This is a genomic window from Nocardia abscessus, assembly GCF_015477775.1.
GTDB lineage: Bacteria > Actinomycetota > Actinomycetes > Mycobacteriales > Mycobacteriaceae > Nocardia > Nocardia abscessus_A.
Window position 1 is genome coordinate 182,324 of sequence record NZ_JADLQO010000012.1, and the last position, 15,091, is coordinate 197,414.

General features: G+C 70.5%; 12 protein-coding genes. 6 read left to right on the forward strand and 6 right to left on the reverse strand.

Annotated features, from left to right (window positions below):
* Positions 1–83: 83 nt before the first annotated feature.
* The 6 genes from eno to IU450_RS27285 form a co-directional block, all read right to left on the reverse strand.
* Positions 84–1,370 (reverse strand): phosphopyruvate hydratase, encoded by a 1,287-nt coding sequence (gene eno / locus IU450_RS27260; protein ID WP_043731780.1) that lies wholly within the window; start codon positions 1,368–1,370, stop codon positions 84–86.
* 114 nt (positions 1,371–1,484) lie between these two features.
* Complete coding sequence (locus tag IU450_RS27265) at positions 1,485–2,210, reverse strand: lytic transglycosylase domain-containing protein (protein WP_195152593.1); 726 nt, start codon at positions 2,208–2,210, stop codon at positions 1,485–1,487.
* 87 nt (positions 2,211–2,297) lie between these two features.
* Positions 2,298–4,097, reverse strand: coding sequence for an ABC transporter ATP-binding protein (locus IU450_RS27270; protein ID WP_324197846.1), 1,800 nt, complete (start codon positions 4,095–4,097; stop codon positions 2,298–2,300).
* A gap of 2 nt (positions 4,098–4,099) precedes the next feature.
* A complete protein-coding gene (locus tag IU450_RS27275; RefSeq protein ID WP_195152594.1) occupies positions 4,100–4,921 on the reverse strand; it encodes an ABC transporter permease in 822 nt (273 codons plus the stop codon).
* Between the two features lie 5 nt (positions 4,922–4,926).
* Positions 4,927–5,868, reverse strand: a complete 942-nt coding sequence (locus IU450_RS27280; RefSeq protein ID WP_228835175.1) for an ABC transporter permease — start codon at positions 5,866–5,868, stop codon at positions 4,927–4,929.
* Entirely contained in the window at positions 5,853–7,370 is a 1,518-nt protein-coding gene (locus IU450_RS27285) for an ABC transporter substrate-binding protein (protein WP_195152595.1), read from the reverse strand. Before IU450_RS27285 ends, IU450_RS27280 begins: the two co-directional genes overlap by 16 nt.
* Positions 7,371–7,692: 322 nt before the next feature.
* On the opposite strand from IU450_RS27285, the gene IU450_RS27290 reads away from it, so the two are divergent.
* The 6 genes from IU450_RS27290 to IU450_RS27315 all read left to right on the forward strand — a co-directional run bounded on the left by IU450_RS27290 (position 7,693) and on the right by IU450_RS27315 (position 15,018).
* Positions 7,693–8,850: a TauD/TfdA family dioxygenase gene (locus IU450_RS27290; protein WP_195152596.1), complete on the forward strand. Its 1,158-nt coding sequence runs from the start codon at positions 7,693–7,695 to the stop codon at positions 8,848–8,850.
* A complete protein-coding gene (locus tag IU450_RS27295; protein WP_195152677.1) occupies positions 8,822–9,832 on the forward strand; it encodes an ornithine cyclodeaminase family protein in 1,011 nt (336 codons plus the stop codon). The genes IU450_RS27290 and IU450_RS27295 overlap by 29 nt, the downstream gene beginning before the upstream one ends.
* Positions 9,833–9,875: 43 nt before the next feature.
* Positions 9,876–11,225 carry an alanine racemase gene (locus IU450_RS27300; protein WP_195152678.1) on the forward strand — a complete coding sequence of 450 codons (1,350 nt, stop codon included), beginning with the start codon at positions 9,876–9,878 and terminating at the stop codon, positions 11,223–11,225.
* Positions 11,226–11,259: 34 nt separating this feature from the next.
* The gene (locus IU450_RS27305) at positions 11,260–12,291 is read left to right on the forward strand and encodes a PLP-dependent cysteine synthase family protein (RefSeq protein ID WP_195152597.1); all 1,032 of its coding nucleotides are present in this window, start codon (positions 11,260–11,262) and stop codon (positions 12,289–12,291) included.
* 73 nt (positions 12,292–12,364) lie between these two features.
* Positions 12,365–13,768, forward strand: coding sequence for an MATE family efflux transporter (locus IU450_RS27310; RefSeq protein ID WP_195152598.1), 1,404 nt, complete (start codon positions 12,365–12,367; stop codon positions 13,766–13,768).
* Between the two features lie 170 nt (positions 13,769–13,938).
* On the forward strand, positions 13,939–15,018 hold the full coding sequence (locus tag IU450_RS27315) for a glycerol dehydrogenase (protein WP_324197847.1): 1,080 nt from the start codon (positions 13,939–13,941) through the stop codon (positions 15,016–15,018).
* The last annotated feature ends 73 nt before the right edge of the window (positions 15,019–15,091 follow it).

Below are 15,091 nucleotides of genomic sequence, written 5' to 3' on the forward strand. Positions count from 1 at the left end.
CTCGGTCTCTACTTCGCGGTACTCCCGTGGCCCTGCGAGGTCACGCACGCCACCTCCGCAGGGGCCGTCGCTCGCACCGCAGGTCAGCCTTCGAACGCGAAGCGGGGAAACGCGACGTCGCCCGCGTAGCGCGCCGAATCCCCGAGCGCGTCCTCGATGCGCAGCAGCTGGTTGTACTTGGCGACCCGCTCGCTGCGCGCCGGGGCGCCGGTCTTGATCTGGCCGCTGCCCACCGCGACGGCGAGGTCGGCGATGGTGGTGTCCTCGGTCTCGCCGGACCGGTGCGACATCATCGTCTTGTAGCCGTTGCGGTGCGCCAGCTCCACCGCGTCCAGCGTCTCGGTCAGCGTGCCGATCTGGTTGACCTTCACCAGCAGCGCGTTGGCGGCGCCCTTGGCGATGCCCTCCTCCAGGCGCTCCGGGTTGGTGACGAACAGGTCGTCGCCGACCAGCTGGACCTTGTCGCCGATCTGGTCGGTCAGGGTCACCCAGCCGTCCCAGTCGTCCTCCGACAGCGGGTCCTCGATGGACACCAGCGGGTAGGCGCCGATCAGCTCGGCGTAGAACTGCGCCATCTCCTCGGCCGAGCGCACCACGCCCTCGAACTTGTAGCCGCTGCCGGAGGTGTAGAACTCGGTGGCCGCGACGTCGAGCGCGAGCGCCACGTCGCTGCCCAGCTTCAGGCCGGTCTTGGCGATGGCCTCGCTGATCAGGTCCAGCGCCACCTTGGTGCCCGCCACGTCGGGCGCGAACCCGCCCTCGTCACCGAGGCCGGTGGCCAGGCCCTTGGCCTTCAGCACCGCCTTGAGCGCGTGGTAGACCTCCGCGCCCCAGCGCAGCGATTCCTTGAAGGTCGGCGCGCCGATCGGGGCGACCATGAATTCCTGCACGTCCACGCCGGTGTCGGCGTGCGCGCCACCGTTGAGGATGTTCATCATCGGGACGGGCAGCACGTGCGCGTTCGGGCCGCCGAGGTAGCGGAACAGTTCGAGGCCCGAGGACTCGGCCGCAGCGCGGGCCACCGCCAGCGACACGCCGAGCAGGGCGTTGGCGCCGAGCCGGGACTTGTCCTGGGTGCCGTCCAGGTCGAGCAGCACCTGGTCGACGGTGCGCTGCTCCACGGCGTCCAGACCGATGACGGCGGGCGCGATCTCGTCGAGCACACCCTCGACCGCCTTGCGGACGCCCTTGCCGCCGTAGCGCTCACCACCGTCGCGCAGTTCGACGGCCTCGTGCTCGCCGGTGGACGCGCCGGAGGGCACGGCCGCGCGGGTCAGGGTGCCGTCGTCGAGAGCGATCTCGACCTCGACGGTGGGGTTTCCGCGCGAATCCAGGATCTCGCGAGCTCCGACCTGTTCGATGATGGCCACGAAAACGACACTCCTTCGGCTGCTGACACGGTTGGTCTCACGGGATGGGCCGTGCGCTGCGAGCCTATCGTCCCGGCCGCGCGGCGGGTAACCGGCACTCCGGGGACCGGCCGATCACACCCGGCGGCCGACGCTGTAGCTCGCGGCCCGGTCACGCACCGTCAGCAGGTAGCTGTGCGACTGGTTGTAGGTGAGCAGCGCCCGCTGCCACCCGTGCTCGGAGGTGAGGTCGCCGCCGCTGGCGCACAGGTACCTGGCCGCGGTGAGCGCGGCGTCATCGATGCTCTGCGGATCGGCGGTGCCGTCTCCGTTGGCGTCGACGCCCCAGCGCTTCCAGGTCTCCGGGATGAACTGCAGCGGACCGACGGCGCGGTCGTGCACCGGGTCGTGGTCGAGCGCGCCGCCGTCGGTGTCCTCGATCAGCGCGACACCCGGTGAACCGTCCAGCGGGACGCCGATGATCGGCGGCCGGACCGAGCCGTCCGCGCCGACCTCGGCGCCGCGATGGGTGCCGTGCTTGCTCTCCACACTCGCGATGCCCGCCAGCGTCGTCCACGCGACGCCGCAGTCCGGGCGGGCTCTGGTCATCACCGCCGCCGCGTAGCCGTACGCCTCCAGCGCGATCGACGGGATACCCAGCCGATCGGCCTGATCGTCGGCCCAGCCGCGCAACTGGACGGCCGTGCGGCCGGGCGCGTCCAGGTCGATCAAGGGCAGCGGCGTACCCGGCCCGGGCGGAATGCCCTCCGGGATCGGGGTGCGGTCGATTCCGCAACCGGCGAGCCCGAGAATCACCATGACGGCGGCCGAGGCGCCGATCTTTCGCAACACCCTTTCCATGATCCAGATGAGGACGAGTGCCCGCGGTGATCCGGTGACGCGGTCCACCGCGTGTCGGATGCGCGCATGACCTCGGGCCGGGCCTGCTCAGACGAGCAGCTCGCCGGTGGCGTTGTGCGTCGGCGCGGCGAGCACCGTTGCGGTGTGCCCGGATTCGACGATGCGCCCGTGATCGAGGACGAGCAGCGCGGGGCAGTATTCGGCGACCAGAGCCATGTCGTGGGTGATGATCAGCAGGGCGGTGCCGCGCTCGGCCCGGATCCGGTCCAGCAGGCCCATGATCGCCACCGCGGTGGTGTGATCGAGAGCCGAGGTGATCTCGTCGCACAGGAGCACGGCGGGCTCGGCGGCGAGGGCGCGGGCCAGCGCCACCCGTTGGCGCTGTCCGCCGGACAGCTCGTGTGGGTAGCGGGCGGCCAGGTCGGCGGACAGCTCGACCGCGGCCAGGAGTTCGGTGATCCGCCCCGCGAGGTCCCGGCGCGCGACGCCTCCGATCCGCCGCAGCGGGCGGCCGAGCGTCTGCGCGACCGTGCGGCGCGGGTTGAGCGCGGACCTGGGGTTCTGGGTGACCAACTGAATGCCGCCCGCGCCATATCGGATTCGCCTCTTCGCGCCCACGGCGATCCGGTGCCCGCGCAGCTCGAGCGAACCGTTCGCCGAACGGTGCAGGCCCGCGATCACGCGCGCCAAAGTGGTCTTGCCCGCGCCCGACGCACCGACCACCGCGAGCGCCGAACCCGCCTCCAGCGCGAGGTCGATGTCGGCGAGCACCTGGTGTCCGCTGATCGAAGCGCTGATGTCCCGAGCGCGCAGCACGACGTCCGGCGACCGGTTGTCCGTCGCGACAACGGCCGGAGAGCTGTGGCCGTTGCGCGAGACCGCTACGTCCCACGCCCGAGCCGAGGCGAGGTCGCCGTCGCCGTCGCCGTCGCGGTCGCGGTCGCGGTCGTTGCAGGCTTCGGGCACAGCGGGTTTCGACTCGCGTCCGCCGATGGATTCGCCGCCGATCGGCACCGGCACGGGTTCGGGTTCGGCACGGCCACCGAGCGCCGGGCCGTCGGCCGGGTCCGCGGACGAGACATGCGGGTGCTTCGCCGACTCGGCCGCGATGTCGAAACGTGGTGTGGGCCCGGAGGCTTTTCGTCGAATCGCAGCCGAGAACACGGATGGGCGGAGGGCGCCGAGTTCGACCACGTCGTCCGCGATCGAGTGCACGAGGGCGGTGTCGTGACCGGACAGCAGGATCGCCGCCGACCGCTCCCGCGCGATTTCCGCGAGTTGTCCGGCGATGTCGGTGCGCAGCGCGCCGTGCAGTCCGGCCAGCGGCTCGTCGAGCACCAGCACACCTGTCCGGCGGATCAGCGCCCTGGCGAGAGCGACGCGGCGCTGCTGGCCGCCGGAGAGTTCACCGGGGCGGCGGCGCAGGTACTCGGACGAGAGGCCGACCAGCGCGAGCGTCTCGGTCAACGTGGAATCGGACGCCTTCGGCGCCACCTCGCGCAGCAGGGCGCGCACCCGCAGCAGCGGGTTCAGCGCGGAACCCGGATCCTGTCCGACGTAGGCGATGTGTCGACGCCGAAACCGCTGCAATGCAGCAGGGTTCAGCGCGAATACCTCGTGCCCGGCGACCGATGCCGACCCGGTCGCCCGCGCCGAGGCGGAGGGCAACTGTCCGACCAAAGCCCGCATCACCGTCGTCTTGCCCGAACCGGACGGACCGGTGAGCGCCGTGACCGTGCCCGCCGGTATCCGGAACGTCGCGGGACCGGCCAATTCCCGCCCGTCCGGGCCGAGCACGGTCAGACCGTCGACCGCGACGAGGGCGCTGGTCACCGGTTCGGCATCGTCCGCCCCCGCCGTCCGGCGGTCCCGTTTCGTGACGCTCACGTTCATTCCCGTTCCCCTCGTCCGAACGCCGACACCGCCAGGTTCACGCTCACCGCGACGATCGCGATCGCGAGGCTCGGGGCGAGCACCGCCCAGGGATTGAGCAGCATGCCGGAGGCGTTCTCGCGCACCATGACCGCCCAGTTGCTCGCACCGAGCGTGGTGGGCAGTTGCAGGAAGGACGCGGTGCTCACCAGGTAGACGCCAGCGACGAAACGCAACCCGAGCTGAGTCGTCCACACCGCACGCAGATTCGGGATCACTTCCCGGAAGACCAGATGCGTCAGCGATTCACCGGCGGCTTGCGCGCTCTCGACGTATCCGGATGCCGCGACCCCCGCCGCGGCGGCCGTGAAGATCCGCGCGCAATAGGGAACTCCGAACAGCAGTGCCACCACGATCAGCCCCGGGACGCCCGCGTCCGGCCACGAGGTCAGCACGAGCAGGATTCCCAGTACCGCGGGGACGAGGATGAAGAATTCGGTGCCGAGTTCGATCCACGCGCCGATCCGCGGGCGCAGTGCCGCGACCGCGCCGAGCACGCAGGCCGCGCCGGTCACCAGCACCGCGATGACTGCCGCCACCAGCAGCAATCCCCAACCGCCGTAGAGCAGCTGGCTGAGCACGTCGCGGCCGAGCCGGTCGGTGCCCAGCGGCGCGCCGCCGCCGGGATCGCCGAACGGGATGCCGATCGCCTCCTCGGCGGGGTGCGGCGCCAGCGTCGGCCCCAGCGCCGCCAGCAGGGTGACGAAGAGGGCGGGAGCGACGATCAGCCGGCCGAGCCCTCGCCGGACCGGACGCGTGAGGTCGATCGATACGTTCATCACGTTCACCGCCGCCCCCGCAACGACCAGCTGCGGATGCCGTCGGCGACGGCCAGCATGACCATGATGACGACTCCCGACAGCGCGACCACCGCGGCGACCACCGAGGTGTCGCGGTCGGCCACCGAACCGGCCAGCACCGCGCCGAGACCGGGGTAGTTGAAGAGGGTCTCCACCACCAGGGCGCCACCGAGCAGCATCCCGACCGTGGTGGCGAAACTGGCGACGATCGTCGGCAACGCGAACGGCAGCACGTGCCGCGCCAGGACCACGCGGCCCGAAAGCCCGTCCAGCACCGCGCTTTCCACGTGCGGCGCCAGCGCCGCGTCGGACAGGGCGGCGCGCACCACCCTGGTGTTCCAGCCGATCTGGGGCAGCGCGAGCGCGAGCACCGGCAGTACCAGCATCTCGGGGCCCGCCGGGAATCCGGACCGGCCGGTGATGGTGACCGCGGGCAGCCAGCCGAGAGCCAGCGCGAACACCAGGATCAGCACCGTGGAGATCACGAACTCGGGAATCGCCACCGCCGCGGTCGTCGTCGGCTGCAACACCCGCGCCGCCGCGCCGCCCGGACGGCTCGCCCACCACGCGCCGAGCGCGAGCGACGCGAGCACGGTCACCGCGAGAGCGAGCCCGCCGAGCAGCAGCGTGGGCGGGAACTTGTCCACCAGCAGGTCGTTGACCGGCCGCCCGCGCGCGGTTCGCCCGAAATCGCCGGTCACGACGCCCGCTATCCAGTCCGAGAACCGCACCGCCAGCGGACGGTCCAGCCCGAGTTCGCGTTCCTTGGCCGCGATCTGCTCCGGGGTGGCCTCCCGGCCGAGGACCGCGCGGGCGGTGTTGCCCGGCAGCAGGTCCACGGCGACGAAGACGCAGGCCAGCAACGTCACCAGGAGGGTGACGCGCCGCAGCAGGAGTCGCGCGAAGGAGATCACCCGGCCAGCCAAGCCCTTTCCAACTGAACGCGGGCGAACCCGCCGAGCGTGGGCAGGTCGCGCACTCGGGAGGACGCGATGTCGATGCCGTCGGCCATGCCCCAGACCAGGTAGCCGCCGCGCTCGTACTGGATGCGCTGCAACTCCTGCGCGGCCTGCTCGTACTCCGCGTCACTGTGCGCGGCGAGCGCCTTGGCGGTGGCCGCGTCGAATGCCGCGTCCTTGAAATCGGTTTCGTTCCGGTTGGATCCGCCGGCCAGCAGTCTGCTGGCGAAGAAGAGGGCGGAATCGTTGGTTCCCCAGGAGACGGTGTACAGCGGCGCCTTCAGCCAGGTCTGGTCGTAGAAGGCGTTCGGCTCCTGGGTGACCACGTCCAGCCGGACGCCGATCTCGGCGAGCTGGGTGGCGATGACCTTCGCCGATTCGACCTCGCCGGGCGCCTCGGCCTTGGTGACGAACGGATAGCTGCGGCCGGTGTCGAAATTCGCCTCGCGAAGCAGCGCCTTCGCACGGTCGGTGTCCCGGGTGCGCTGCGCGATGGACCTGTCGTAGAGCGGGTCGCCGGTGCCGAGAATGTCGTTGGCCACCGTTCCGTAGCCGGAATGCACCTGCGTGACCAGGGCTTTGCGGTCGACCCCCAGCCGGACGGCTGTGCGTACCCGCGCGTCTGCGAACGGCCCGTCGGAGGTCCGCATGGCCACGCCGAGCATCGTGTCGTTTTGGCGGCGCACGACCGTCAAATCGCCCCGCCCCTCCGCGGTGCGGCCGGCGATGGCGCCGACGTTGGAGGCGAGGTCGATCTGCCCGCCGAGGGCCGCGTTGCCCAGCGCGGTCACGCTCTCGAACATGGTGACCTCGATGGCGTCCAGCAGCGGCGGGGTGCCGTGCCACCGATCGTTGCGCACCAGCCGGGCGTTGCCGCCCTGGTAGGACTCCAGCCGGAACGGTCCGCTGCCGATCGCCTTGGTGAAGTCGGTGGTGTCCTTTTTGACCGTGAAGGTCATCAACCGGACCAGCAGCGGCAGTTGGGTATTGGGCTCGGGCACCGCGAGGATCACCCGGTTCGGTCCGTCGGCGGTGATGTCCTCCACGGCCACCGGCATCTTCGACGCTCCGCCGACGGTGCGCAGTCTGCGCAGCGACCACACGACGTCCTCGGACGTCACCGGCGACCCGTCGTGGAAGGTCGCGTTCTCGGCCAGGGTGAAGCTCCAGCGCCGCCGATCGGCGTCCGGTTCCCATCGCGTCGCCAGGCGCGGCACGACATTCGGGTCTCCGCCCGGCACGGTGAGCGCGTCGTAGACCAGGGAGGCGATCAGGAAATCACTGTCGTTGCTCAGGTTGGCGTGCGGGTCGCGTTCGAGGCGAGCCGCGGTGCCGAGCGCGCCGACCCGCAGCGTGCCGCCGCGCCGCGCGGGTCCGGACGAGTCGGCTTCGTCGGAACAAGCGGCTACCAGCAGCACCGCCCCTACCCCGAGACTCGAGCGCAGCAGTTGCCGTCGATTCAAAACCATTGCACTGCCTTCTTCCTGAACCGACGCACTGCGGTACCCGCGAACTAGTGTATTGATCAGGACAGGCTAGCCTAATGGATTGCGCGACTCGCCGATACCGGCACCGAAACGGCAGCGCAAGGGCGTACCGGCCGCAAACCGCCGACCGAGTCCCGGAGTCCTCCCTCGCCCGGCAGCCGACTACCGGGCGGAAGCTATACGATTCGGCTATCTTTTCTCCGACTCGCTTAGGTAAGCCTTGCTTCACTAGCCCGGAAGGGCTACCTTCGCATTACCAATCGCGACCCCTGCTTTTCGAACCGATGCGAAGAAGGGAAACCCGGTGAAAAGCGTTCTCTCCGAACGTAAGACGCTTCACCCCAAAGACCTCGAACGACGCGAATTGTCCGCGGAAGCGGGCCGGTCGGTGCGCGAACTCGCCAGAGAGATATCCGCCACACTCGACCTCGCCCTCACCGATCCGGCCGCCGCCGCGCGCACCCTCACGGATCCGGCGCTCATCGAACGGATCGATGCCGGCGTCGCGGAACTGCCCGCCGAGGTGCGCCGCACCATGCGCCCGCCCGCCACCACGGCCGGAGCCGCCGTCGTCGGTCGCCTTCCATTGCAGGACAACGAATTCGGGCCTACGCCGCCGAGCTGGCGGGAGGCGGCGCGCTGGAGCGGCGATCCGGCGCTGCGCGCGCACTCGTTCGAACTCGACCTGGCCATGCTGCTGCTCGCGCGCAGCGCGGGTGAGCCGTTCGGCTGGCAGGGCCAGCAGGAGGGACGGCTGGTCAACAACATCGTTCCCGCGGCCGGTCACGAACACGAACAGTCCGGCGCCAGTAGCAAAGTGCTGCTGAGCCCGCACACCGAGGACGCCTTCCACCCACGGCGCGCGAATCTGCTGATGCTCGGCTGCCTGCGCAATCCGGATTCGGTAGGTACCACCGTCTCGTCGGTGCGCCGGATCGAACTCTCCACTCGGCAGCGTGAATTGCTCAGCACACCCGCGCTGCCGATCCTGCCGGACGTCTCCTACGGCGACGGCCACGAAAGCTATTCCGCCGCACCGATTCCGACGCTGTGGAGCGCCGCGGGGCCGGACCAGCAGACCCTGCGCTACGATCCCGCGTACACCCCGCTCGCGCAGGCAGGCCCCGAATTCCGCGCCGCCTACGAACAACTCACCGCGGAACTCGAACGCGTCTGCGTCACCGCCGTGCTCTCCCCCGGCGAGCTGTTGCTGGTGGACAACGACGTCGCGGTGCACGGCCGGGTGCCGTTCACCGCGCGGTACGACGGCACCGACCGGTGGCTCAAGCGAGTGAACATCCGGCTTCCGGAACGACGGCGGCGGACCGAGGAAGCCGACGAGAATGGCTACGGGCAACAAATCGTGGCCCCGTTCCGAGCGGCGGACACCCTGCCGGTCGAGAACGGCACTCATGAGCGGGATGCAGTACGACATGATCGAGGACCCCTTGAGCACGCGTGACCGAAGCACACCCCTGCGGGTGTTGAGCCGCAGCGACCTCGCCGACGTGCCGATCACACCGGCGGCGGTGGTGCGCGCGGTGGAAGAGGCGTATCTGGCCTTCGCGGCGGGCGATTCGGACAACCCGCGCAAGCTCAGCGTCGCGAACCCGGACGGGTGGTCGGTCGCCTACGCCATGCTGGGCCGCGACGGCCGCAGACGCGTAGTGGCGATGAAGACCTCCTACAAGTTCGACCCGGGACACGACCGCAGCACGAAGCGGTACTACACGACCATCACGCTCTACGACGACGCCACCGGCGCGCCGATCGCGATGATGGACTGCGCGCGGGTCGGCGCGCTGCGCACCCCGGCGGTATCCGCGCTGCTGGTGCGGGAGACCGTGCGGCGCGGCGCGGAGAGCGTCCTGCTGATCGGCACCGGAACCCAGGGCCGCAACGCGCTTCCGCATCTGCTCGCCGCGAACCCGCAGCTGCGCAAACTGATGGTCTACGGCACGCACCGCGAGGGGCTGGAAGCCGTGCACCGCGAACTCGCCGTACACCATCCGCACGCGCTGCTCGAGACCGTGACCGATCCGCGCGAGGCCGCCGCCGCCGCCGATGTCGTGCTGGCCACCGCGGGCCCGGGCACCGAGGTCGCGCTCGAATCCGGTGATCTGGCACCGGGTTCGGTGGCGGTGCTGGTCGGTTACGGGCTCGCGCCGTCGACGCTGAACGACGCCGACCGGGTGATCGCGACCAGCGCCGAGCAGATGGCGCTGACCGGCACCGACATGGTCGGACCCGACGGCACACTGCGTGCGGTGGACGCCGAGCTGCCGCAGATCCTGAATCGCCGTGCGGTTGCGCGCCGCTCGGACGAGGAGCGCATCTTCGTCTACAACAGCGGGCTGGTGCTGACCGATATCGCCGTGGCCCACGCGCTGGCCGAGCGGGCGATCGCGGAAGGCCGTGGTACGGAGGTGCCGCTGTGGGACTAGCGCACGGAGGCGCGTGGTGGACCTAGAACACGCGAGCATCGCCATGGAACCGGCGGCGGACGCGCACGATGCGATCGGCGCGTCCCCGATGCCCGCGCATCTCGATCCGTGGGAGCGGCGCCTGCTCGCCGATCCGTCCCTGCTCGGCGACCTCGCATTCGCGATGGGCGGCCCATTCCATGTGATGTACCCGGAGCGGGTGGCGCACAACATCCGCGCCTTTCACGCCGCCTTCACCCACGCCGGAGTACACGGCACGATCTACTACGGCAAGAAGGCGAACAAGGCGGCGTGCGTCGCGCGGGCGTGCGCGGAACACGGTGCGGGCGTGGACGTCGCCAGCGTCGGGGAGCTGACCGCCGCGCTGGCGCAGGGAGTGCGCGGTGACGAGCTCATGGTGACCGGCCCGGCCAAGGCGGACGAGTTGCTCTGGCTGGCCGCCCGGCACGGTGCGCTGATCGCCGTGGACGACCTCGGCGAGCTGGGCCGGCTCGCCGCGCTGGCGTCGCAGGGTGCGCCCGCGCGCGTGCTGATCCGCGTGCTGCCCGCGGCCTCGGCCAGCCGGTTCGGCATGACCTCCGGCGAGATCGAGGACGCGCTCGCGGTGTGCGGCGGGCACGATTCGATCCGGCTGGAGGGCTTCAGTTTCCACCTGTCCGGCTATGACGCGGTGGCGCGCGCGGAACTCGCGGGCGAGCTGATCGCCCGCTGTCTGCACGCGCGCACGCTCGGGCATCCGGCCACCACCGTGTCGATCGGCGGGGGTTTCGGCGTCGACTACGTGGCGGCGGAGGCCGCGATGGAGTTCACCGAGGGAATGCGCAGGCAGTGGTTCCACTCCGGGAAGTCCTTCGATTCGTACTATCCGTATCACTTTCCGGCGCCCGGTGCGGCCATGCTCGCCCAGATCCTCGACCACGACGATCTCGCCGGACGGCTGCGCGACAACGCCGTGCGCCTGGCGATCGAACCGGGACGCGCGCTGCTCGCGCACGCGGGGTGCACCGTCTTCCGCGTCCAGGGCAGCAAGACCAGGCATGCGCACGGCCTGCCCTACCGGTTGCTCACCGTCGACGGCACCAGCCTCAGCCTCTCGGAGCAGTGGTTCGACAGCGAGTACCTGCCCGATCCGCTGCTGTGGCCCGCGCGGCCGGGCGCCGTCACACCGACCAGCGTCGGCGCGGCCACCTGCCTGGACTCCGACATGCTCAGCTGGCGCCGGGTGCCGTTGCCCCGGCCCGCCGAGGTCGGCGACCTGCTGATCTACCCGAATACCGCCGGTTATCAGATGGATTCGAACGAGTCCGCCTTTCACGACCTGCCCATCCCACCGAAAGTCGTGCTGTACGACGCGACCGGCGACCGCTTCCGCTGGACCCGCGACGGCAGCTGAGCCCGACTTCCCCGAAACGAACCAGGAGATAGCAATGCCGCTCGTCACGCGCGTGACGGATCTGATCGGTCGCACGCCGCTGTTCGAGCTCGCGGCCACCGCGACGGGCACCCGATTACTGCTGAAGTTGGAGCAGTTCAACCCGACCGGCGCGGCCAAGATCAGGATGGCGCGCGAGATGGTGCTCGACGCCGAGCGTCGCGGTTTGCTGCGCAGTGGCGGACATATCATCGAGTCCACGTCCGGGAACACCGGGCTCGGCCTCGCGGTAGTTGCCGCCGAACGTGGGTATCGCTTCACCGCAGTGGTCGACCATCACGCATGTAAGGACAAACTGCGCGCGATGCGGGCAATGGGTGCGGAACTGGTGTACGTCGCCGACGAAGGCGACGACAACCTCGCCACCTCGGCACGGGAGGACCTGGCCGAGGCGATGGCGGCCGAGCGCGACGACGCGTTCTTCACCGAGCAGCACAACAACGACGCCAACGCGGTGGGCTACTACGCGGTGGCCGAGGAATTGCTCGAAGACGTCGAGCGGGTCGACATCCTGCTCTCGGCGGTGGGTACCGGCGGATCGCTGTTCGGCACCGCCACCCGGTTGCGCCAGCTCGGCTGCGTCCCCTACGTGATCGGCGTCGAGCCGGTCGGCTCGATCGCCTTCGGCGGGCCGGGCGGCCCGTACTGGCAGTCCGGCACCGGCACCCCGCCGGGCGCCACCATCGGCACCGCGGTGGACTACTCGCTGCTGGACGAAGGCGTCAAGGTCACCGACGTGGCGGCGTTCGCGACCGCGCGCGCCGTGGCGGCCGAGCTGGGCCTGATGATCGGCGGCTCGGCGGGCGGGTCGGTGCACGCCGCGCTCACCCGGCTCGAAGAGTTCCCGCCGGGTTCCACCGTGGTCACCATCGTGTGCGACGGCGGAGAGAAGTACTTGGACACGGTGTTCGACGACGAGTGGATGATCGAACGCGACCTGCTCGACGCCGATGCCGAACGCGAGGTCGCGGACATGCTGCGGCGCTACACGCCCGCCGCCCGGAACACATTGGTGGAGGTGCGGTGAGCTCCGGACGCTCGTACGGCGCGACGCTGCCCCAGCGCGGGGCGACCCGCACGCCATCTGCGAAGGAGGACCGGTGATCGCAACGAGCTTCCGCGGCGACGGCGGGCGGCTCACCGCCCTCGCGACGCCGATCGCACTGACCCAGCTGGCCCAGATCGCGGTATCCACCACCAACATCGCGCTGATGGGCACGCTCGGCGTGCGGCAGGTGGCCGCGGGCGGGCTGGCGATCGTGCTGTTCAACCAGATCCGCACCATGTGCGTCGGGTTGATCACCGGCAGCGGCAACCAGATCGCCACCGCGGTGAGCGCGGCGGGCAAGCGCGGTGAATCGCCGGATCCGGAGATCCGCGACCTGCTGCGGTCGAGCTTCGCGATCGCCACCGTCGCCGGGCTCGTCGGCGGGGCGCTGCTGATCGGGCTGGGCTGGGTGCTGCCCTGGCTCGGGCAGGACCCGGGAGTGCTCGCCGACGCCCGTCCCCTGATGGTGGCGCTCGCGCCCGGCCTGCTGCCCTGCCTGTGGTTCCAGGTGCTGCGCCAGTACACCGTGGGCATGCAGCGCCCGCAGGCGCTGCTGCTGGTGACGCTGGGTTCGGTGGTATTGAACCTGCTGCTGGCCCTCGGCTTCATTCACGGCAAGGCCGGACTGCCCGAACTCGGACTCACGGGTATCGGCGTCGCCACCTCGCTGGTGTTCCTGATCACCTTCGGCGTGTTCTGGGCGATGGTGTGGCGCGACGAGGAACTCGGCCGCACCCTGCCGATGACCCCGCTGCCGGTGCGGTGGACGACGATTCGCGCCGAGCTGAAATTGGGCACGCCGATCGCGCTGACCTACGGCTCCGAGGCGGGCATGTTCTCGGTGCTCGCCCTCGTCATGGGCAGCATCGGACCGGCGGCGCTGGCCGCGCACAACGTCGTCTACCAGATCATCTACATCGTCTTCCAGGTGGCGATCGGCCTGTCGCACGGAGCATCGATCCTGGTCAGCCACGCGGTGGCGCGGGACGAGCACGCGCACGCCCGCGCGCTGGCCTGGCTCGCGCTGCGCCATGCCGCCGTGATCGCGGCGGTGACGGGCGCGGTGTACGTGGTCGCGCCGGATCTGGTGCTGCGCCCGTTCCTGGAGTCCTCCGACACCGACACCATCCGGGTGGCGCACACTCTGCTGCTGATCGGCATCGTGCTGCAGTTCTTCGACGCCGCCCAGAACATCGGCACCGGCCTGCTGCGCGGCCTCAAGGCGACCAACGCGGGCTTCCGGCTGTCGCTGATCGGCTACTGGGGCGTCGGCCTGCCCGTCGCACTGCTGCTGGCCTACCCGGCCGGCCTCGGCGCCGCAGGCGTCTGGTGGGGACTCACCGCGGGCCTGGCCACCACGGCGGTCCTCATGCTGCGCCGCTATTTCGCGCTGCTCGACGGCATGGAGCGGGACCGTCCGCGCCTGCTTCCGGAAACCCTCACCACCCCGAGCTGACCGGGCCGCGAACGCGTCGTACGCCACCGTGCGGCGCGGGCGCGTGGCCGTGACGAGTTCGTCGACCATGCCCGAGGGATGCCGCGCGTCACGTAGCGTTGAAGTGTCGTCGGACTGAGATGGCGCGTGCGATTCGCAGCCCTCGGATCGGGAGGTGCCAGGTGCTGAGCGTGTTCTCCTCACCGGGACATTACGTGCAGGGCCGGGACGCCACCGCGGCGCTCGGCGCCGAGATGACCCGGCTCGGCATCGGCGGGCCGGTGCTCATCGTGTGCGGCTCCAGCGCTTTCCGGCTGCTCGCCAGCACCTGGGAGCGCGCGCTCACGGATGCGAAGATCGCCTATTCGATCCACCTGTCCGGCGGGGAATGCAGCAGGGCGGAGATCGCCCGGATCGCCCACGCCGTCGAAGAGACCGGCAGCACGGTCGTCCTCGGCGCGGGCGGCGGCAAGGTGCTCGACGCGGCGCGCGCGGTCGCCGACGATCTCGACCTGCCGATGATCAGCTGCCCGAGCACCGCCTCCAGCGACGCGCCGTGCAGCGCGTTGTCGGTGATCTACACCGAGGCGGGTGAATTCGAGGCGTATCAGCTGGTACGGCGGAATCCGGCGCTGGTGCTGGTGGATACCTCGGTCGTCGCGCAGGCGCCGGACAGGCTGCTCGCCGCGGGCATGGGCGATGCTCTTGCCACCTGGTTCGAGGCGCGCACGTGCAGCGCCGCGCAGGTGCGCAACATGCGCGGCGGCGCGTCCACGCGCAGCGCCACCGCGCTGGCCGAACTGTGTTACCGCACCCTGCTCGCCGACGGCGCCCAGGCGCTGGCCGCTGTTCGCGGCCACAGCGTCACACCCGCGCTGGAGCGCGTGGTCGAGGCCAACACGCTGCTGTCGGGGCTCGGTTTCGAATCGTCCGGGCTGGCCGCGGCACACGCGGTGCACAACGGCCTCACCGCCGCCGCGCAGACCCGCCCGTTCCTGCACGGCGAGAAGGTCGCCTTCGGCACCGTCACCCAGCTGGTCCTGGAAGGCGCGCCCACGTCGGAGATCGACGTGGTGCTCGATTTCTGCGTCGAGATGGGCCTGCCGACCACGCTCGCCGCACTGGGGCTGCCCGATGCCGACGACGAGACGCTCTCGGTCATCGCGCACCGGGCGACCGCTCCGGGCGAGACGATCCACAACGAACCCTTCACCGTGAACGCCGCGATGGTGGTGGACGCCCTGCGCACCGCTGACGCCCTCGGACAGTGACGAATACCACTCCGGCCTGCGTTTCCCCAGCGTTCGACACCGAAAACTCACCTTCCCGCAAGCGTGTCTTCAT